Origin of the sequence: Micromonospora sp. NPDC049171 (genome assembly GCF_040648275.1) — a bacterium.
Lineage (GTDB): Bacteria > Actinomycetota > Actinomycetes > Mycobacteriales > Micromonosporaceae > Micromonospora.
This window is the reverse complement of record NZ_JBEZDJ010000048.1, coordinates 1-20,728: the sequence shown is the minus strand read 5'-3', so window position 1 is coordinate 20,728 and position 20,728 is coordinate 1. Positions and strand designations below refer to the sequence as shown.

The window sequence follows — 20,728 nt, the reverse complement described above, 5'->3', positions numbered from 1 at the left end:
CCGTGGCCGGCTCCGGCGGCAGCGCCAGCGCAGGGTCCGACCGGAGATACCTGTCACCTCCCCCACACCGGCGAGCGCAGCGCGGCTCCGTGACCAGCGCGCACCCGCCCACCGGGTTTGCCGAGGCCGGTAAGCCCGCCCATCCTTGGGCCATGACCGATCTCGGGCACCCGACGTGCGAGCCGTGGGGGCGACGATGAGCACCGCCATGCCCCGGGTGCCCGCCTCGCTCACCGGGCAGATCGTCACACCCGGCGACCGCCGGTACGCGCAGCTGCGCTCCACGTACACCACCACGGCGTCGCCGGCCGCCGTGCTGCTGCCGAAGACCACGGCCCAGGTGGTCGACGCGTTGCGCTATGCGCGGGAGCAACGGCTGCCGATCGCCGTCCGCAGCGGCGGGCACGGCTTCTCCGGGGCCTCCTCGAACAACGGTGGAGTGGTCATCGACCTGTCCATGCTCAACCGCGTGCAGGTGCTCGACGAGCGGGCCGGGCTGGTCCGGGTCGAGGCCGGTGCCCGCTGGGCGAACGTCGCGAAGGCGTTGGCACCGTACGGCCTGGTGGTCAGCTCGGGTGACTACGGCGGCGTCGGGGTCGGCGGTCTGGCTACCGGCGGCGGGGTCGGCTGGCTGGTCCGCGCCCACGGCCTCACCATCGACCGCGTCCGCGCCGTCGAGGTGGTGCTCGCCGACGGGACGCTGGTACGCGCGGACGCCGCGCACGAGCCGGAGCTGTTCTGGCTGGTCCGTGGTGCCGGAGCTGGTGCGGGGATCGTGGTGGCCTTCGAGATCGAGGCCGTCGAGCAACGCAACGTCGGCGTGACGCAGGTGGTCGTCGAGGCGCATCCGGACGGGCGCACCGTCCGGGAGTGGACGGCCTACCTCGCGCAGGCCCCACGGGAGTTGTCCGCGGCGGCGATGGTGTTCGCGGACGGGCGTTCGGCACTCATGTCCATCACCGCCGTGGTGGCCGCCGAGAGCCTGCGCCGGGCGCGGCCCGCGGTGGAGCCGCTGCTCGCCATCGGCAAGGTGCTCGAACACCGCACCGACCTGCTGCCCTACCCGACCCTGGTGCCGACCGCGCACCTCAACCCCAACGTCGGCCAGCAGCGCGGCACTACCACCAACGGCCTGTTCACCGGGCTGAACGACGCGGGGGCGCGGGCCGTGATGCGAGCCGTGACCGGGCCGGGGCGCGCGGTGGTGCAGCTCCGCTCGCTGGGCGGGGCGGTCAACGACGTGGCTCCCGACGCGACCGCGTACTCCCATCGCCACCAGGACACCCTGGTCATCGCCTCGGTGTTCCCACCGCAGGGCGGTGCGGCGTTGGACGCCGCCTGGCGGTCCGTCGGGGCGCGGGCCGACGGCGCGTACGTCAACTTCGAGAGCCGACCGGACCCGGCCGCGTTCGCCCGGATCTACCCGGGCGAGACCGGGGCCCGGGTGCGGCGGCTGTGGAAGCGGTACGACCCGGACGGCGTCTTCCGGTCCGCCCTGCTGACCGGCCAGCCACAGCGCGCCACCCAGCCGAACCGTGCCGCGCAGCCCAACCGTGCCGCCCAGCCGAATCGTGCCGCGCAGCCGAGTCGTGCCGGCCAGCCCACCGGGGTCGGCCAACCTCATCGGCGTCGCCGTCGTCCCCGTTGACGGGCCCCTGCTCACCGGCACGGCAAGGTCCGATTCCCGCCAGCCGACGGCGGGTCGAGCGGGGCATGATCGGTGACATGGAGCTGGACTTCGAGCGGTGTTACCGGGCCGTGGACAGTCGTGACCAACGGTTCGACGGTTGGTTCTACACGGGCGTGACGTCCACCGGCATCTACTGCCGGCCGTCCTGCCCGGCGATCACACCCAAGCGGCAGAACGTCCGGTTCTTTCCGTCCGCCGCCGCCGCGCAGGGTGTCGGGCTGCGCGCCTGCCGCCGCTGCCGGCCGGACGCCGCGCCGGGCTCACCCCTGTGGGACGTCCGCGCGGACGTGGTCGGCCGCGCGATGCGGCTGATCGCCGACGGGGTGGTCGACCGGGACGGCGTACCGGGGTTGGCCTCCCGACTGGGCTACACCGAACGGCACCTGCACCGGATGCTGCGCGCCGAGATGGGCGCCGGGCCGCTCGCACTGGCCCGGGCCCAGCGGGCGCAGACCGCCCGGATCCTGATCGAGACCACAAGCCTCTCGATGGCGGAGATCGCGTTCGCCGCCGGCTTCGGCAGCGTCCGACAGTTCAACGACACGCTCCGCGAGGTGTACGCGAGTGCCCCGTCCGACCTGCGGACGGCTCGCGGCGGTCAGCAGGCGTCGACCGGTGCGGGGACCATCGCGCTCCGGCTGGCGTACCGTCCGCCGCTGCACGCGGGCGCGCTGCTGGACTTCTTCGCGGTGCGGGCGCTGCCCGGCGTGGACGAGGTGCGCGATGGGGCGTACCACCGGGGTTTGCGGTTGCCGCACGGCACCGGCGAGGTGGCGCTGACCCCGGCGGCCGGGCACGTGGCGGCGACGCTGCGGTTGACCGACGTCCGTGACCTGGCGCCCGCGGTGGCCCGGTGTCGCCGGCTGCTCGACCTGGACGCGGACCCGGCCGCCATCGACGCCACGCTGGCCGCCGACCCGGCGCTGGCCCCCGCGGTGGCGGCGGAACCCGGCATCCGGGTCCCCCGAGCGGTAGACGGCTTCGAGATGGCCGTCCGAGCCATCATCGGCCAACAAATCTCCCTACCCGCCGCCAAAAAAACCCTAACCCGCCTCCTAACCGCCTCCCTCCGCCCGGTTGATCATGAGGTTATTGCCACCGACTCCGGCGTGTCGGGACAACAACTCCATGATCACCGGGGGTTTTTGAGCGCGGAGGAGTTGTTGTCGCTGCCGGACTCTGGATTTGGGATGCCGGTGGGGCGGCGGGAGACATTGCGGGGGGTGGCTCGGGCGGTTCTTGACGGGTCGGTCGATCTGGGGGCTTCGGTGGATCGGGGGGAGGCCACTCGGGGGTTGCTTGCGCTGCCTGGTATTGGGCCGTGGACCGCCAACTATTTGGCCATGCGCGCCTTCGGCGACCCGGACATCCTGCTCAGCACCGACCTCGCGGTCCGACGCGGCGCCGCCGCCCTCGGCCTGCCCGACAACCCGACAAACCTCGACCGGTACGCCGAGCGTTGGCGTCCCTGGCGGTCCTACGCAACGATGAGACTCTGGAGAGCGGCATGAGCATCGACAGCACCGTAATGAGCACGCCGGCCGGCCCGTTGAGCATCCTCGCCGGCCCGGACGGCGACGTACGAGCGGCCGGCTTCACCCCGGACCCGGCGGCGCTGCTGCCCCTGGTCCACCCGAGCCTGCGGGCGCCGGTGCGCGAACGGGCCGACCTCGGCCCGGTCAGCGCGGCGGTCCGGTCCTACCTGGACGGCGACCTCAGCGCCATCGACACGGTGCCGGTGCGGCAGCGCACCGGCGGGGAGTTCATGGCGCACGCCTGGCAGGTGCTGCGCGAGGTGCCGGCGGGCACCCCGGTCACCTACACCGGGTACGCCGCGCTGGCCGGTCGACCACCGGCGGTGCGGGCCGCCGCGGCGGCGTGCGCCCGGAACGCGGCGGCACTGTTCGTGCCCTGCCACCGGGTGCTGCGCACCGATGGCACGCTCGGCGGGTACCGCTGGGGGCTGGACGTGAAGACGTGGCTTCTCGGTCATGAGCGGCGCCTGACAGCAAGCTGACACCGGCTCCGGCCGCCATTGACGCTACCGTCTGGTATGCCTCTGCGGAGCGACGGCGACCCGGCCACCCCGGTCGCCGCGCCCCGGCACCCGTTGCACAACCTCTGGCGGTTGCGTCCCTACCTGCGCCCGTACGCTGCCGAGTTCGCCTGGCTGCTCGTCGCGGGCCTGGCGGGCACGGCGGCCGGGATCGCCGTGCCGCTGGTCGTGCAGCGGGTGGTGGACGGGCCGGCGGCCCGGCACGAACCGGCCGGGCTGCTCCAGCTCGGCGGCCTGGCGCTGCTGCTCGGCGTCGTCGAGGCGGTGCTCATCTTCATCCGCCGGTGGGTGCAGTCGTCCTCGGCCGTGGGCATGGAGGCGGCGCTGCGCGCCGACGTCTACGCCCACCTGCAACGGCTGCCGACGAGCTTCCACGACCGCTGGCAGTCCGGCCAGTTGCTCTCCCGAATCACCAGCGACCTGTCGGTGATCCGCCGGTTCCTCTCCTTCGGCGTGTTCTTCCTGCTGCTCAACCTGACCACCTACGTGGTCGTGGTCGTGCTGCTGTTCAACCTGCACCCGATGCTCGGGGCGCTGGTCGCGGCCAGCTCGGTGCCGCTGCTGCTGATCAGCCGCCGGTTCGGGCGGCACTACCATGCCGCGTCCCGGCGGATGCAGGACGAGCAGGGCGACGTGGCGACCCTGGTCGAGGAGACCGCGCAGGGTCTGCGCACCATGAAGGCGTATGGCCGGGGGCCGGAACTGGCCGCCCGCTTCGCCGTGGGGGCACAGCGGGTGCACGACACGGGCGTGGGCAAGGCGCGGCTGCTGGCCAACACCTCGGCGTTGCTCGACCTGGTGCCCAACGTGACCCTGGGCGTGGTGCTGGTGGCCGGGGCGGCCGCCGCCGCGAAGGGTGCGCTGACCATCGGCGAGTTGGTCGCGTTCGTCAGCCTGCAACTGATGCTCATCTGGCCGGTGCAGTCGCTGGGTTGGATCATCGCCAACGGTCAGGAGGCCGCCACCGCCGCCGACCGGCTCCAGGAGGTGCTGGACACCCCACCGGAGATCGTGGACTCTCCCGGCGCGCTCGCCCTGACCCGCGACGCCGTGCACGGCCAGCTCCGCATCGAGCGGGTCTCGTTCAGCTACCCGGGTGGCACCGCGCCGGTGCTACGCGGGATCGACCTGGTCATCGAGCCGGGCGAGACGCTCGCCCTGGTCGGTGCCACCGGCTCCGGCAAGAGCACGCTGCTCTCGCTGGTGCCCCGGCTGCAGGAGGTGACCGCCGGCCGGATCACTCTGGACGGGCACGACCTGCGCGAACTACGGCTGGCCTCGCTGCGCCGGCTGGTCGGGGTGGCGTTCGAGGAGCCCACGCTCTTCTCCATGTCGGTGCGGGAGAACCTCACCCTGGGGCGCCCGGACGCCGGCGACGACGATGTCCGGGCGGCCCTCGCGCTGGCCCAGGCCGACTTCGCGTACGAGCTGCCGTGGGGGTTGGCCACCCGGGTCGGTGAGCAGGGGATCTCCCTCTCCGGTGGGCAGCGGCAGCGACTCGCGTTGGCACGGGCCGTGCTCGGCCGACCGGCGGTGCTGGTGCTCGACGACCCCCTGTCCGCGCTCGACGTGCACACCGAGGCACTTGTCGAGGGGGCACTGCGACAGGTGCTGCGCGACAGTACCGCGCTGCTGGTGGTGCACCGGCCGTCGACGATCGCCCTGGCCGACCGGGTCGCCCTGCTCGAGGACGGGCGGATCACCGCGGTGGGCCGGCACTCCGACCTGCTGGCCACCGTTCCGGCGTACCGGGCGCTGCTGGCCGCCGACCCACCCACCGGGCACCCACCGGCGGCCGACGCCGGCCCGCGCCCGTCCGCCTCCGGCGGATGGGGGCTGGTGCGCTCGTGACCGTGCCGCAGCAGGGCGACCCACCGCCGGAGGAGGAACCGGAGCTGACCCGGTGGCGCGGGACCGCCACGGACCCGGAGGCCGACCGGAGTCGGGCCGAGGACACCGCACCCGAGGCGGTGGCCCGGCTGCGCCGGCTCAGCCGGACTCTGCTCGCCGAGCAGCTCCGACCACACCGGGGGCGACTCGCCGCCGCGGTCGGCCTGCTGCTAACCCAGAACGCCGCCGCGATGGCCGGGCCGTACCTGGTCATGATCGGCATCGATCGGGCCATCGCGCCGCTGCGCGCCGGCGACGCCCGCCCGCTGGTCGCGGTCGCCGCGGCGTTCGTGGTGGCCGCGTTGACCGAGTACGCGGCCCGACGTGGGTTCCTCACCCTCTCCGCCCGGATCGGTCAGGCCGTCCTGCTCGACCTGCGGCAGCGCGTGTTCGGGCACTTCCTGCGATTGTCCGTGGGCTTCCACGAGCGGTACACCTCAGGTCGGATGGTCTCCCGGCTCACCAGTGACCTCGACTCGATCGCCGAGCTTGTCGACGGTGGGATCGACAACCTGGTGATGGCCGGGTTGTCGATGCTGTCGGTGGCCGCCATCCTGCTCTGGCTGGACCTGCCGCTGGCCGCCGTGACGCTGCTCGCCTTTCCGTTCCTGTTCTGGCTCTCCCGCTGGTTCGCCCGGTCGTCGGCGAGCGCGTACCGGCGGACCCGGGACGCGGTCGCGCTTGTCATCGTGCACTTCGTCGAGTCGATGCGGGGCATCCGGGCGGTGCAGGCGTTCCGCCGGGAGCCGCGCAACCAACGGATCTTCGTAGCGCTCGGCGACGACTACCGACGAACCAGCCTGCTCACGTTCCGCCTGATCGCCACGTACTCGCCGGCGATCAAGCTGATCGGCAACGTCACCGTGGCGGTGGTGCTCTGCTACGGCGGCTGGCGGGTGCTCGACGGGCAGACCGAGGTGGGCGTGCTCGCCGCGTTCCTGCTCTACCTGCGTCGTTTCTTCGAGCCGATGCAGGAGCTGAGCCAGTTCTACAACTCGCTCCAGTCGGCCACGGCGGCACTGGAGAAGCTGGCCGGGGTGCTCGACGAACGGCCAGCCGTCGCCGAGCCGGCCCGACCCACACCGCTGCCGACCGGGCCCGGGCGCGGCGAGTTGACCTTCCGGGCGGTTTCCTTCGGCTACCGGGCCGGCGCCCCGATCCTCGGCGGGCTGGAGCTGACCGTGTCGGCCGGGCAGACGGTGGCACTGATCGGGCCGACCGGCGCGGGCAAGTCGACGATCGCCAAGCTGGTCGCCCGTTTCCACGACCCGGACACCGGCACGGTCCGGCTGGACGGGGTCGACCTGCGCGACGTGAGCGACGCCGACCTGCGTCGCGCCGTGGTGTTGGTGACCCAGGAGAACCACCTGTTCAGTGGGACCGTCGCGGAGAACATCAGGTTCGGCCGCCCCGGCGCGGACGACGAGACGGTCCAGGCCGCCGCGCGGGCGATCGGCGCGCACGACTTCATCGCCGCCCTACCCGAGGGGTACGCGACCCAGGTGCACCGGCGCGGCGGCCGACTCTCCGCCGGGCAACGCCAACTTGTCGCGTTCGCCCGGGCGTTCCTGGCCGACCCGACCGTGCTGATCCTGGACGAGGCGACGTCGTCGCTGGACGTGCCGACCGAACGGCTGGTGCAGCGCGCACTCGGCACCATCCTGCGCGACCGCACCGCCCTGGTCATCGCGCACCGACTCTCCACCGTGGAAACCGCCGACCGGGTGCTCGTCCTCGACGACGGGCAGGTCGTCGAGGACGGCCCACCCACCGTGCTGGCCGAGGCCGACGGCCGGTACGCGGCCCTGCACCGGCAGTGGCGCGACTCGCTGATCTGACCCAGCGATGCGCTAACTACGTGGCCGGGCCCTCCCCCGGTGCCTACGATCGCAGGATGACCGATACGGCGAGGACGTCCCGCGCCGGCGTTCCCGAGCGTCCGAGTTTGGACGGGCTCGAGGAGAGCTGGGCACGCCACTGGCAGGAGGAGGGCACGTACGCGTTCGACCGCTCGAAGGCGACTGTTCCCGGTCGCGGCGCGGCGTCAGACGCGCCGAGCGGGAATGGTCGCAGGGCCGACGTGTACGCGATCGACACCCCGCCGCCGACCGTATCGGGCGAGTTGCACATGGGGCACGTGTACTCGTACACGCACACCGACATCGTCGCGCGGTACCAGCGGATGCGCGGCAAGGTGGTCTTCTACCCGATGGGCTGGGACGACAACGGCCTGCCCACCGAGCGTCGGGTGCAGAACGTGTACGGGGTGCGCTGCGATCCGGCGCTGGCGTACGACCCGGTGTGGCGGCCACCGACCGCCCCGGTCGACGATGCCGCACGCCGCGACCCCACCCCGATCTCCCGGCGAAACTTCATCGAGCTGTGCGAACGGCTGACGGTCACCGACGAGCAGGCCTTCGAGGCGCTGTGGCGGCGGCTCGGGCTCTCGGTGGACTGGTCGTTGACCTACACGACGATCGGCCGGATCGCCCGCACCACCAGTCAGCGGGCGTTCGTGCGCAACCTGCTGCGTGGCGAGGCGTACCAGTCGGAGGCGCCGACACTGTGGGACGTCGGCTTCGCCACCGCCGTCGCCCAGGCGGAGTTGGAGGACCGGGAGCGCCCCGGCGCCTACCACCGGCTGCGGTTCGCCGGGCCGGCCGGGCGGGAGGTGCTCATCGACACCACCCGGCCCGAACTGCTGCCGGCCTGCGTCGCGCTGGTCTGTCACCCCGACGACGAGCGGTACGCCGACCTGGTGGGTGCGACGGTGCGCAGCCCGCTGTTCGACGTCGAGGTGCCGGTGCGCGCCCATCCGCTCGCCGACCCGGGCAAGGGCACCGGCGTCGCGATGGTCTGCACGTTCGGCGACCTGAGCGACGTGACCTGGTGGCGTGATCTCAACCTCGACACCCGGGTGGTCATCGGCCGCGACGGCCGACTGCTCGCGGAGCCGCCGGCCGGGGTGCCGGCACAGCCGTACGCGGCGCTGGCCGGGCAGACCGTCAACGGCGCCCGCCGGGAGATCGTGGGGATGCTGGCCGACACCGGTGACCTGGTCGGCGAGCCGCGCCCGATCACCCACCCGGTCAAGTTCTACGAGCGTGGCGACCGCCCACTGGAGATCGTCTCGACTCGACAGTGGTATCTGCGCAACGGCGGCCGGGACGCCGACCTGCGGGCCACGCTGCTGGCCCGGGGCGGGGAGCTGCACTGGGTGCCGGCACACATGAAGCACCGCTACGACAACTGGGTGGGCGGCCTGACCGGGGACTGGCTGGTCAGTCGACAGCGCTTCTTCGGGGTGCCGGTGCCGGTGTGGTACCGGCTCGACAACACTGGCGAGCCGGACTGGTCCCACCCTCTCACGCCGGACGAGTCCGCGCTGCCAGTCGACCCATCCAGTGACCCGGCGCCCGGCTACGACGAGTCGCAGCGCGGCCAACCGGGTGGCTTCATCGGTGACCCGGACGTGCTGGACACCTGGGCCACCTCGTCGCTGACCCCGCAGATCGTCGGTGGTTGGGAGACCGACCCGGAGCTGTTCGCACAGATCTTCCCGATGGACCTGCGCCCGCAGGGGCAGGAGATCATCCGGACGTGGCTCTTCGACACCGTGGTCCGTTCGCACTTCGAGCACGGGGTGCTGCCCTGGCGGGACACCGTGCTCTCGGGCTGGATCCTCGACCCGGACCACAAGAAGATGGCCAAGTCCAAGGGCAACGTGGTCACCCCGGTGGCGCTGTTGGAGCAGCACGGTTCGGACGCGGTGCGCTACTGGGCGGCCAGCGGCAAGCCCGGCATGGACCTGGCCTTCGACCCGGCGCAGATCAAGATTGGTCGCCGGCTGGCCACCAAACTGCTCAACGCGTCCAAGTTCGTTCTCGGGCTGGGCGCGGCGGACGCGCTGCGCGCCCCGTACGACAACGCCAGCTCGGCGCGTCTGACGCCGCGCCGCGACCTGGAGCTGAAGGCCACCACCGCACTGGACCGGGCCATGCTCGCCGAGCTGACCACCGTGGTCACCGCCGCGAGCACCGCCCTCGCCGCGTACGACCACACCGCGGCGTTGCAGGCGACCGAGGCGTTCTTCTGGCGGTTCTGCGACGACTACATCGAGTTGGTCAAGGAGCGGGCCTACGGCACCGGGGCGGGCGCCGACTCGGCGCGGGCGGCGCTGGCCTCGGCGCTCTCGGTGCAGCTGCGGCTGTTCGCCCCGGTCCTGCCCTACGTGACCGAGGAGGTCTGGTCGTGGTGGCGGTACGGCTCGGTGCACCGTGCGCCGTGGCCCACCACCCACGAGGTGGCCCGGACGATCGAGGGGTCGGGTGAGCCGGCGCTGCTGCGGCTCGCCGGCGACGCGTTGAGCCAGGTGCGGCGGGCCAAGTCGGAGCGGAAGCTGTCGATGAAGGCGGAGGTGCCGCTGGCCGAGGCGCTCGGCCCGGCGGCGCTTCTGGAACAGCTCACCCTCGTCGCCGACGACCTGCGGGCGGCGGGCCGGATCGGCAAACTCGACCTGCTCCCCGACCGCACCCCGGAGCTCGTCATCGCCTGCGCGTTCTGACCGCCGTCCGCCGCCGCCACCCCCCTCCGGCGGCGGCGGACGGGAGTCACCAGCCGCGCAGGAAGCGCAGCCCGAGCAGGATCGCGATCACGGACGGCCCCACCAGCAGGGTGATCGCCTGGAGCCGGTACGGCATCCGGTGCCGGGTCAGCTCGCCCGCGTTGCCCAGCACGATGGCCCCGGCCAGCATCAGGAACGCGCCCCACCAACCGGTCTCCAGGTCGATCACGTCCAGCCGGATCAGTTGCAGGGTCAGGCCGAGCAACGCGCCGGTCAGCGCGAGCAGAGCCACCGCCCGGTGCAGGCCGCGGGCCAGTGGGTGGGCCGCCCGCCAGCCGTAGGTGCCGGCGACCGCCAGGCAGGGCAGCACCACCATCAGCGGCCAACCCCGCCCCATCACGCCGAACATCAGCAGCGCACCCACGGTGAACACCAGGGTGCCGACGCAGGCGAGCAGGTAACCGCCGAAAGCCCGACCACCACCCCGGGCCAGCAACGGCCCGCCGCTGGCCGCCAGCAACGCGCCCGGGATCAGGATGAACACCGCCCACCAGTGGAACTGGCCGGTGCCCTGGGCGGCCGTGGCGACCGTGGCGCAGGCCAGCCCGGCGACCGCCAGGCTGGTCAGCCACGGCCGGCTACTCCGGGAGTACGGCTCAGCCAACGACGTTCGTTCCGCTTGGACGCTCACGCCCACCAGCCTGGCCCGACGTGGGGTAGCCGGTCCATCCGGCCAGCCCTACCGCCGGAGGGTGGCTGGCCGGAACACCGCCGCGCACCGGCCTCAGCTCGTCTCGCCGGCCACGCTGAACGACCGCAGACGGTCGATGGCCAGCACGGTGAAGCCGACGCTGACCAGCGCCGTCATCACCGAGGCCACCGGCACCGAGACGGTGGTCTCCAACAGCCCGCTGGGGGCGAGCCGGTCGGCGAGGGCGATCACGTACTGCTGGATGGAGAGCACCTTGGTGCCGCTGACGAAGTTGCCCAGCAGCCCCTCCCAGATCAACACGTAGACCAGGCCGAGCAGCACCGGCCGCCTGGTGACCAGGCTGAGCGCGAGGAACAACGCCGAGTACGCCAGCGCGCCGAGCGCCGCCGCGAACGCCAGCGCCAGACCGAGGCGTACCGAATCGGCCAGCACGCCCGCGACGTAGAGCGGCACCGCGACGGTGGCCGCGCTGACCCCGGCGGCCACCGCGAGCTTCGGCAGCACGATCTGCCAACGCGGCAGCGGCTTGGTCAGGATGTGCACCACAGTGCCGTCGTCGATCTCGGCGCCCAACACGCCCGTGCCGATGATCAGCGCGACCACCGGCAGCACCACGGCCAGCCCGAGCCCGACGAGCACCGGCGGCCCCCACTCGCCCGGGTCGACGCCCAGTGACCGGCAGAGCACGGCCAACCCGAGCAGCACCAACGGCAACGGGAGCAGCAGCAGGAACCGACGCCGGCCGAACAGCCCGCGTGCGGTGATCCAGGTAATTGTCGACATGTCAGGCCTCCACCAGGTAGGAGAAGACGCTCTCCAGAGACTCGTCGGACGGCACCAGCTGGCGCACCCGGATGCCTTGCTTGAGCGCGATCCGGGGCAGTGCCCGGGTGAAGGCGCCGTAGTCGCCGGCCCGCACGGTCAGACCCGTGGGGTCCAGCTCGACCCCACTGACCGACGGCTCGGCGATCAGCGCGACGGCCAGGGCCCGGTCGTTCGTCGACCGCACCGCGAACACGTGCGGACGGTTGGTCATCAACCGGCGGATGGTCCGGAAGTCGCCGGAGGCCGCCAACCGCCCGGCCACCATCACCTGCACCGTCCCGGAGACCTGCTCGACCTCCTCCAGGATGTGCGAGCTGAACAGGATGGTCCGGCCGGCGTCGCCAAGCGTGTGCAGCAGCTGCATCATGTGCAGCCGCTGGCGCGGGTCCATCCCGTTGAACGGCTCGTCGAGCAACAGCACCTGCGGGTCGTGCACCATCGCGGCGGCCACCCGGGCCCGCTGCCGCATGCCTTTGGAATACGTGCCGATCCGGCGGTCCTGTGCCGACTCCAGCTCCACCAGGTCGATCGCCCGCCGGGCCGCCGCCGCCGGGTCGGCCAGCCGGTGCAGCTTCGCGCTTGCCAACACGAACTCGTACGCGGTGAGGAAACCCTGCACCGCCTCCCGCTCACTGACCAGCCCCAGCCGCCGGTAGACGTCGGGGTTGCGCCAGGTCGGCTGGTCGTCGAGGGTGACCGTGCCGCGCGACGGGGACAGGAAACCGGCCATCATGTGCAGCAGGGTGGTCTTGCCGGCGCCGTTCGGGCCGAGCAGGCCCGTCACGCCCGGCCCCAGGGCCATGCTGATGTCGTTGACCGCGACCACGTTGCCGTACCACCGGGACACCCCGGTCAGGCTCAGCGTGCTCATCAGGAGGCGACCTTCCGGTAGCGGACCAGCAGGAGGGCGGTCGCGCCGGCGACCAACAGCACCGCGGCCAGGGCGTAGACCGGGCCGAACCCGCCGATCATCATCTCGCCCGGATCGCCCTCGACCAGCAGGTCACCAAGCGACCAGATGCCCACCCCCTGCACCAGCGTGGAGGGCGAGGCGAGCCCGGCCAACTCGTTGGCGGCGCGCGACGGCAGGATGCTCAGCACCCCGACGATCGGGGTGGTCATCAGGAAGACCGCCACCACCCCACCGGCGGCGAAGGCACGCTTGCCGGTCAGCGAGGCGACGAGCAGCCCGACCGAGGCGAAGACCACAGCCCACAGCCCGGCGTAGAGCAGCCCGGGCAGCAGGTCGAGCAGCTCGTTCCACACCCCGCGCATGCCCTGCTTGGTGGTGAACGCGGCACCCAGGAACATCAGCAACTGCGGCCCGCCGAGCAGCAGCCAGAGCGCCGTGACGAGCGCCAGCAGCTTGGCCAGTGCGTAGTCGGCGCGCGGCAGCGGTCGGGAGAAGTACAACGGCAGCACACCGCTGCGCAGGTCCCGGGAGACCAACTCGGGCGCGGCCACCGCGACGAAGAAGATGACAAGCCAGCTCATCGCGTCGGCGAACTGGGCGTACGTGGCGACCGGCTCGCCGATCTGGCTGCGTACGGCGGCCAGGGCCACCGCGACCAGGGAGACGATGCCGACCACCAGCCACGGGAAGATCTTGGCCTTCGCGCTGCGCCCGAACCCGAACGCGGTGCGCAGCCCGTGCCCGTAGAGGGCGCCGAAGACCTGGCGGCGGCCCAGCCTCGGGCCCTCGTAGCGCTGGTAGCCGATGTCGTGGATGACGCCGGTCGGCGCCTGGCGCACGGCGGCTGCGGTCGGCTCAGGCATGGGAGAGCTCCCTCGTGGCGAAGAGTTCGGCCACCCGGTGCCGGCGCTGGTCCAGTCGGTGCAGTGGCAGGTCCAGTTCGGCGACCGCGCCGAGGATCAGGTCGTAGGTGGCGTCGTCCGCCAGTGGCACGAGGAGCAGTCGCCCGTCCCGTGCCACCGGCAGCTTGAGCTCGGCGAGCCGGGCGGCGAGCTGCTCGGTGCCCTCGCTGACCTCCACGGCGAGCACGTCGGTGGCCGACGTCATCGCGGAGATGTGGTCGGCGCGCAGCAGTTTGCCGCCGTCGATGGCGATCAGCGTGTCGCAGATCCGCTCCACCTCGCCGAGCAGGTGCGAGCAGACCAGCACGGAGATGCCGAACTCGGTGCCGATCCGGTGCACCAGCGCCAGCATGGCGTCCCGGCCGGCCGGGTCCAGGCCGTTGGTCGGCTCGTCGAGCAGCAGCAGGTCGGGGTCGTGCACCAGCGCCTGGGCCAGCTTGACGCGCTGCTTCATGCCGGTGGAGTAGCCGCCCACCGGGCGGTAACGCTCCTCGTAGAGCCCGACGTGCCGCAGGGCCTCCGAGGCTCGCTCGCGGGCGGCGGTGCGAGGTAGGCCGCTCATCCGGCCGAGGTGGGTGACCAGCTCGGCGGCGGACAGGTCGGGTGGGAGGCAGTCGTGCTCGGGCATGTAGCCGACGCGGGCACGAACCGCCGCCGGGTCGGCGGACGGGTCGATGCCGAGCACCGAGACCTGACCGCTGGTCGGGGGGATCAGGCCGAGCAGAATCTTGATCAACGTGGATTTTCCGGCGCCGTTCGCGCCCACCAGGCCGATGATCCCGGGCTCGACGGCGACGGTGAGGTCGGCGAGCGCGGTGACCCGACCTCCGTACGTCTTGGTGAGCGACTGGGTCGCGATCAGTGTCACGCTGCCAGCGTAGGGAGTCGACACCCGTCGCGGACAGCGGCTCGCCCCCCGTGCTCCCCTGATCCTTGCCCCGACGGACCCCTAAGGCCTGTTTCATCAGGGCGGTCGGGCCGAGGCGGAGTCCAGACGGCGATCCGAGGACGGCCGCCCACGGGAGTCGTGGAGTGGCGGCCTCGACCGATCGACGGTCGGCTGCGAAACTGTGTGCCGGTCAGCGAGTGGGGGGCGTGGATGAGCAACGGCTGGGTGCTGCCCGACGAGGTGCTACGGGACGCGCCGGCGTACACGCCGCGTCCCGGTGAGCTGGCTGATCTGGAGCTGCTGCTGACCGGTGCGTACGCCCCACTGAGCGGTTTCATGACCCGCGCCGACCTGGTGTCGGTCAGCCGGCGGGGCCAACTGGCCGACGGCACTCCGTGGCAGGTCGCGGTGACCCTACAGGTGCCGGCGGCGCTGGCCCAGAGCTTCGATCCGGGCGACCCGGCCCGCCGGGCGCTGGTGCTGACCGACGGCGAGGGCGCTCCGGCGGCGGCCCTGGACGTGGCCGACGTCTGGCCGGTACGCGAGGGCGTGGCCGGGGTGGGCGGCCAGGTCCGGCGACTCGGCGACGGTGGGCACGGCCCGTTCCAGCGGCTGCGCCGCAGCCCGGAGGAGGTCCGCGCGCTGCTGCCACCGGGCCGGGTGCTGGGAGTCATCGCCGACCGACCGCTGCACCGTCCACAGCTCGCGCAGATCGCCCACGCCGCCCGCACCCTGGCCGCGCACCTGCTCGTGATGATCCCGGTCGGTGAGGGTGGTGTCGGTGGGCTTCCGCCGGAGGCGCTGGTGCGCACGATCTTCGCCGCCCGGGACCGGATGCCGCCGGCCACCGTGATCGCGGTGCCGCTGTCGCACCGGCGGGAGGAGATCAGCGACGCGTTGCTGCGCGCCCGGGTGTCCGCCGCGTACGGGGTCACCCACCTGCTCTCCACCGGCGAGATGCTCTCCGGTGCCGGGCTGCGGGTGCTGGTGCCGCGCGAGCTCGCGTACGACAACCGGGACGGGCAGTGGCGCTGGCGGGAGGACATCCCACCGCGCAACCGTCGGCTCGCGCTGACCCAGCAGGAGATCGACGACCTGCTCGACCGGGGCTTTCCCCTGCCGGAGTGGCACACCCCGCCGGCCGTGGCGAGGGAGCTGGCCCGGGCCCGGCCACCGCGTCGGCACCGCGGGCTGGTGGTCTTCCTGACCGGGTTCTCCGGCTCCGGCAAGTCGACGATCGCCCGCGGGCTGGCGGACGCGTTGCGGGAGAGCGGCGACCGCACGGTGACCCTGCTCGACGGTGACGTGGTGCGCCGGGAGCTCACCGCGGGGCTGGGCTTCAGCAAGGCCGACCGGGACACCAACGTCCGGCGGATCGGGTGGGCGGCCGCCGAGATCGCCCGGCATCGGGGGGTGGCCATCTGCTGCCCGATCGCCCCGTACGCGGCGGCCCGCGCCACCGCCCGCGAGATGGCCCTGGCGGCCGGGGCGGGCTTCGTGCTGGTGCACATCGCCACTCCGCTGGAGGTGTGTGAGCGCCGGGACCGCAAGGGCCTGTACGCGCGGGCGCGCGCCGGCCTGCTCACCGGGATGACCGGCATCGACGACCCGTACGAGGAGCCGACCGACGCCGACCTGGTGCTGGACACCACCGATCTGAGCGTCGCGGACGCGGTGCAGGCCGTGCTGCACCAGCTGACCGAGACCGGTTGGGTGGAGCTGAAGATCGCGGCCAGCTGAGTCGTCTCCGTGGCCCCCGTTCGGCCCCCGCTCACTACGCGCTAGTGTTCGTCTTTGTTGGAACACGTTTGACCGCGTGAGAGTCGGGAACCCCCGGGGAGGCACGGCGAATGCTCGCTCAGCAGCGGCAGGCGGCCATCCTGGAGCGGGTCCGGTCCACCGGCGGCGTCCGGGTCACCGAGTTGGCCGGCGAGTTCGGTGTCTCCGACATGACCATCCGCCGTGATCTGGAGTCGCTGCAGGAGCGTGGCCTGCTGGCCAAGGTCCACGGCGGCGCCACGACGGCCGGGCCGAGTTCGACAGACGAGCCGGGCTTTCACGCCAAGTCGGTCCGCCAACTGGCGGAGAAGGCCGCCATCGCGGACCGGGCCGCCCAACTGGTCCGGCCGGGCGCGGCGGTCGCGCTCTCCGCCGGCACCACCACCGCCGAGCTGGCCCGCAGGCTGGTGGACGTGCCCGGCCTGACCGTGGTGACCAACTCGCTGCCGGTGGCCGAGATCCTGCACGCCGCGGGTCGACCGGACCAGACGGTGGTGCTCACCGGGGGCGTACGCACGCCGTCGGACGCGCTTGTCGGCCCGCTCGCGGTCGGGGCCGTCCGGTCGCTGCACCTGGATCTGCTCTTCCTGGGCGTCCACGGCATCACCGAACGGGCCGGGTTCACCACCCCGAACCTGATGGAGGCCGAGACCGACCGGGCGCTCGTGGCCGCGGCGGACCGGCTGGTGGTGCTCGCCGACCACACCAAGTGGGGCACGGTGGGCATCTCCTCGATCGTCGAGCTGGCAGCAGCACACGTACTGGTCAGCGACGACCGGTTGCCTCCGCCCGCACGACGGGTACTCGGCGAACACGTGGGCGAATTGATCATGGTGGAAGCGACAGGGGCGGGCCGCGAGACGCGCACGCCGACGAGTGAGGGGGCGGCGCAGTGAAACGCACCGCGATCGACCTGGCCGACGGCCGGGAGCTGATCTACTTCGACGAGCGCGACGACGCCGTCCGCGACCAGCCGGACCGCCGCGACCTGCCGCCGCCGCCCCCCGCGTCCCAGCTGCGCTACGACCCGCTCACCGACGAGTGGGTGGCGGTGGCCGTGCACCGGCAGACCCGCACCTTCCTCCCGCCGGCGAACGAGTGCCCCCTCGACCCGTCGGTGGGTGACCGGCTGACCGAGGTCCCCGCGCCCGACTACGACGTGGTGGTCTTCGAGAACCGGTTCCCGTCGCTCAGCGGACGAGTGGTGGACGAGCCCGGCGAGATCACCCCGTTCACCCCTGTTCGACCGGGTGTCGGCCGTTGCGAGGTGGTCTGCTTCACCTCGGACCACAACGCATCCTTCGCCAGCCTGCCGCCGCGCCGGGTCCGCACCGTCCTGGACGCGCTCGCTGACCGCACCGAGGTGCTCGGCGAGTTGCCCGGCGTGGAGCAGATCTTCTGCTTCGAGAACCGGGGCGTCGAGATCGGCGTCACGCTGCACCACCCGCACGGGCAGATCTACGCGTACCCCTTCGTGACGCCGCGCACCCGCGCGCTGCTGGCCGCGGCGCGCCGGCACGCGGAACGGACCGGCGGGAGCAACCTGTACGCGGACGTGCTGGCCGCCGAGCGCGCCACCGGCGACCGGGTGGTCACCGAGAACGAGCACTGGACGGCGTTCGTCCCGGCGGCCGCCCGCTGGCCGTTCGAGGTGCACGTCGCGCCACACCGGCTGGTACCGGACATCCCGGCGCTCAGCGACAGCGAGCGGGACGCCTTCGGGCCGCTCTACCTGGATCTGCTGCGCCGCTTCGACGGCCTGTTCGACATGCCGATGCCGTACATCTCGGCTTGGCACCAGGCTCCGGTGCGCATCGACCGCGACCTGGGCTACCTGCACCTGCAGCTGTTCAGCATCCGGCGGGCCACGGACAAGCTGAAGTACCTGGCGGGCTCCGAGTCCGGGATGGGCGTCTTCATCAACGACATCGCCCCCGAGCGCGCCGCCGACCTGCTGCGCGCCGCCTGAACGGTCTGCTGCGCGGCGCCGCCTTCGCGGAAACAGGGCGCGGGGGGCCCGGGACAGGGCCCCCCGCAGGGAAGGGACGGCTGGCTGTGCACGGCACAGCCGGGAAGGCTGGCTGATCGGCGCACGGGTGCCGCGGGTCGACCGTGGTCAACCTTCCTCGGACGCGACTGGCATCTCGTCCATCCTGGTCAACGAGGCGCGCCGACAGCAGTGACGCCGACCGGCGCGTCAGCCCCGGACACGCCGAAGCCCGCCGGCGCAGAGGCCGGCGGGCTCCGATAACGCGGTACGCCTGGATCAGGCGGCGATCTTGCGGGCCAGGTTCTCGTCGAGCGCGTTCATGAACTCGTCGGTGGTCAGCCACGGGGCGTCGCGCGAGATGAGCAGCGCGAGGTCCTTGGTCATCTGGCCGCCCTCGACGGTGTCGACGATGACCTGCTCCAGGGTGTTGGCGAACTCGGTGACCGCCGGGGTGCCGTCCAGCTTGCCCCGGTGGGCCAGGCCCCGGGTCCAGGCGTAGATCGACGCGATCGGGTTGGTCGAGGTCTTCTCGCCCTTCTGGTACTGCCGGTAGTGCCGGGTGACCGTGCCGTGCGCGGCCTCGGCCTCGACGGTCCGGCCGTCCGGGGAGAGCAGCACCGAGGTCATCAGACCCAGCGAGCCGAAGCCCTGCGCGACGGTGTCGGACTGCACGTCACCGTCGTAGTTCTTGCAGGCCCAGACGTAGCCACCCTCCCACTTGAGCGCGGCGGCGACCATGTCGTCGATGAGCCGGTGCTCGTAGGTGATGCCGGCGGCGGCGAACTCGTCCTTGAACTCGGTCTCGAACACCTCGGCGAAGATGTCCTTGAACCGGCCGTCGTACGCCTTGAGGATGGTGTTCTTGGTGGACAGGTAGACCGGGTAGTTGCGGTCCAACCCGTACCGGAACGAGGCCCGGGCGAAGTCCCGGATCGACTCGTCGTAGTTGTACATGCCCATGGCGATGCCGCCGCCGGGGAAGTTGGCGACCTCCATCTCCATCGGCGCGCCGCCGTCGGCCGGGGTGTAGGTGATGGTCACCGTGCCCGGGCCGGGGACGACGAAGTCGGTGGCCTTGTACTGGTCACCGTGGGCGTGCCGGCCGATGATGATCGGCTTGGTCCAGCCGGGGACCAGCCGCGGCACGTTGGACATGATGATCGGCTCGCGGAAGACGACGCCGCCGAGGATGTTGCGGATGGTGCCGTTGGGCGACCGCCACATCTTCTTCAGGCCGAACTCCTCCACCCGGGCCTCGTCCGGGGTGATGGTCGCGCACTTGACGCCGACGCCGTGCTCCTTGATGGCGTTGGCGGCGTCAATGGTGACCTGGTCGTCGGTCTCGTCGCGGTGCTGGATCGACAGGTCGTAGTAGTGCAGGTCGACGTCGAGGTAGGGCAGGATCAGCTGCTCCCGGATCTGCTTCCAGATGATCCGGGTCATCTCGTCGCCGTCGAGCTCCACGACCGGGTTGTTTACCTTGATCTTCGCCATCGGCCGGCGCTCCTCTCGGGGGACACGTGCTCAAGCAGTACGAGCGTACTGCAATTGGGCCGGCAGCCCCCAGCCGGCCTCGACCGGCCGGCGAAAACCGGGCTGCACGGAACAGGAATGCCCTGGAATCATCGTCCGATGCCACTGAGCCGCACCCTCGGGTCTATCACGGTCACCGCGCTCACCGACTCCGAGGGAGCTTTCTTCCAACCTCGCAGCGAGGCGTTTCCGCACGCCACGGCGGCCCACTGGCGGGAGGCCGACCGCCGCGACCCGGGTGCGGTGACCACCGACGGGCAGTGGTGGCTGCCGTTCCGCAGCTTCGCGATCCGATCCGGGGACGGGCCGGTCACACTTGTCGACGCCGGTATCGGCCCGGCCGACTCGCTGGCCGCGAGCTGGGCACCCGTGCCCGGCCGCCTGCCGGCCGAGCTGGCCGCCGCCGGCATCGACCCCGCGGACGTCGACACAGTCGTGCTCACCCACCTGCACACCGACCACATCGGCTGGGCCGTGACCGGCACGCCGGGCCGGCCGTACTTCTCGAACGCGAGCTACCTGGTGCAGCGCGCCGAACTCGACGCGGCGGAGACCCTCAACCCGGCCCTGCCGGCCGGCCTGGTCGCACCGTTGCGCGCCGCCGGCCAGCTCCGGGTGGTCGACGGCGAGACCACCCTCACCCCGGCGGTACGTCTGCTGCCCACTCCCGGCCACACGCCCGGCCACCAGTCGGTGCTGGTGACCTCGGCCGAGGAACGCGTGCTGCTCACCGGCGACCTGCTGGTGCACATGGTGCAGCTGGTCGACCCCGACCTGGCGTACGCCCACGAGGTGAACCCGGAACAAGCCCGCCACTCCCGACGAACAACCCTGGACACCCACTCCCCCACCCGCCTAGCCACCCCCCACCTGTCCCACCCCTTCACCCCCACCCCGTTACCGCCCCCGCCCCCGCCCACCCCAAACCCGCGTTGATCATGAGGTTATTGCCACGACTCGCCGACGAAACTGGCAATAACCTCAT

The 20,728-nt window shown here is 72.2% G+C and carries 16 protein-coding genes; 10 read left to right on the top strand and 6 right to left on the bottom strand.

Features of this window, described 5'->3' with window-relative positions; all coding sequences use genetic code 11:
- The first annotated feature begins 196 nt into the window (after positions 1-196).
- The 6 genes from AB0B14_RS35665 (at position 197) to valS (ending at position 10,200) form a co-directional block, all read left to right on the top strand.
- Complete coding sequence (locus AB0B14_RS35665) at positions 197-1,648, top strand: FAD-binding oxidoreductase (RefSeq protein WP_357067717.1); 1,452 nt, start codon at positions 197-199, stop codon at positions 1,646-1,648.
- A gap of 77 nt (positions 1,649-1,725) precedes the next feature.
- On the top strand, positions 1,726-3,201 hold the full coding sequence (locus AB0B14_RS35660) for an AlkA N-terminal domain-containing protein (protein WP_357526501.1): 1,476 nt from the start codon (positions 1,726-1,728) through the stop codon (positions 3,199-3,201).
- Positions 3,198-3,707 carry a methylated-DNA--[protein]-cysteine S-methyltransferase gene (locus AB0B14_RS35655; protein ID WP_357526499.1) on the top strand — a complete coding sequence of 170 codons (510 nt, stop codon included), beginning with the start codon at positions 3,198-3,200 and terminating at the stop codon, positions 3,705-3,707. The genes AB0B14_RS35660 and AB0B14_RS35655 overlap by 4 nt, the downstream gene beginning before the upstream one ends.
- 36 nt (positions 3,708-3,743) lie before the next feature.
- The gene (locus tag AB0B14_RS35650) at positions 3,744-5,597 is read left to right on the top strand and encodes an ABC transporter ATP-binding protein (protein WP_357526498.1); all 1,854 of its coding nucleotides are present in this window, start codon (positions 3,744-3,746) and stop codon (positions 5,595-5,597) included.
- On the top strand, positions 5,594-7,474 hold the full coding sequence (locus tag AB0B14_RS35645) for an ABC transporter ATP-binding protein (protein ID WP_357526496.1): 1,881 nt from the start codon (positions 5,594-5,596) through the stop codon (positions 7,472-7,474). Before AB0B14_RS35650 ends, AB0B14_RS35645 begins: the two co-directional genes overlap by 4 nt.
- Positions 7,475-7,530: 56 nt before the next feature.
- The gene (gene valS, locus AB0B14_RS35640; protein WP_357067708.1) at positions 7,531-10,200 is read left to right on the top strand and encodes a valine--tRNA ligase; all 2,670 of its coding nucleotides are present in this window, start codon (positions 7,531-7,533) and stop codon (positions 10,198-10,200) included.
- A gap of 46 nt (positions 10,201-10,246) precedes the next feature.
- On the opposite strand, the gene AB0B14_RS35635 is transcribed toward valS, so the two are convergent.
- The 5 genes from AB0B14_RS35635 to AB0B14_RS35615 form a co-directional block, all read right to left on the bottom strand.
- Complete coding sequence (locus AB0B14_RS35635; RefSeq protein ID WP_357067705.1) at positions 10,247-10,891, bottom strand: hypothetical protein; 645 nt, start codon at positions 10,889-10,891, stop codon at positions 10,247-10,249.
- Between the two features lie 93 nt (positions 10,892-10,984).
- Complete coding sequence (locus AB0B14_RS35630; protein WP_357067703.1) at positions 10,985-11,695, bottom strand: ABC transporter permease subunit; 711 nt, start codon at positions 11,693-11,695, stop codon at positions 10,985-10,987.
- Position 11,696: 1 nt separating this feature from the next.
- Positions 11,697-12,608, bottom strand: coding sequence for an ABC transporter ATP-binding protein (locus AB0B14_RS35625; RefSeq protein WP_357067701.1), 912 nt, complete (start codon positions 12,606-12,608; stop codon positions 11,697-11,699).
- The gene (locus tag AB0B14_RS35620) at positions 12,608-13,513 is read right to left on the bottom strand and encodes an ABC transporter permease (protein ID WP_357526493.1); all 906 of its coding nucleotides are present in this window, start codon (positions 13,511-13,513) and stop codon (positions 12,608-12,610) included. The genes AB0B14_RS35625 and AB0B14_RS35620 overlap by 1 nt, the downstream gene beginning before the upstream one ends.
- Positions 13,506-14,420: an ABC transporter ATP-binding protein gene (locus AB0B14_RS35615; protein WP_357526491.1), complete on the bottom strand. Its 915-nt coding sequence runs from the start codon at positions 14,418-14,420 to the stop codon at positions 13,506-13,508. Before AB0B14_RS35615 ends, AB0B14_RS35620 begins: the two co-directional genes overlap by 8 nt.
- Before the next feature lie 231 nt (positions 14,421-14,651).
- On the opposite strand from AB0B14_RS35615, the gene cysC reads away from it, so the two are divergent.
- From cysC to galT, 3 genes are all read left to right on the top strand, one after another.
- Positions 14,652-16,181: an adenylyl-sulfate kinase gene (gene cysC, locus AB0B14_RS35610; protein ID WP_357526490.1), complete on the top strand. Its 1,530-nt coding sequence runs from the start codon at positions 14,652-14,654 to the stop codon at positions 16,179-16,181.
- Positions 16,182-16,291: 110 nt separating this feature from the next.
- On the top strand, positions 16,292-17,116 hold the full coding sequence (locus AB0B14_RS35605) for a DeoR/GlpR family DNA-binding transcription regulator (protein WP_357526488.1): 825 nt from the start codon (positions 16,292-16,294) through the stop codon (positions 17,114-17,116).
- Positions 17,113-18,189, top strand: coding sequence for a galactose-1-phosphate uridylyltransferase (gene galT, locus AB0B14_RS35600; protein WP_357067691.1), 1,077 nt, complete (start codon positions 17,113-17,115; stop codon positions 18,187-18,189). Before AB0B14_RS35605 ends, galT begins: the two co-directional genes overlap by 4 nt.
- 297 nt (positions 18,190-18,486) lie before the next feature.
- On the opposite strand, the gene AB0B14_RS35595 is transcribed toward galT, so the two are convergent.
- On the bottom strand, positions 18,487-19,704 hold the full coding sequence (locus tag AB0B14_RS35595; RefSeq protein WP_357067689.1) for an NADP-dependent isocitrate dehydrogenase: 1,218 nt from the start codon (positions 19,702-19,704) through the stop codon (positions 18,487-18,489).
- Between the two features lie 138 nt (positions 19,705-19,842).
- On the opposite strand from AB0B14_RS35595, the gene AB0B14_RS35590 reads away from it, so the two are divergent.
- Entirely contained in the window at positions 19,843-20,679 is an 837-nt protein-coding gene (locus AB0B14_RS35590) for an MBL fold metallo-hydrolase (RefSeq protein WP_357526486.1), read from the top strand.
- Positions 20,680-20,728: the final 49 nt, after the last annotated feature.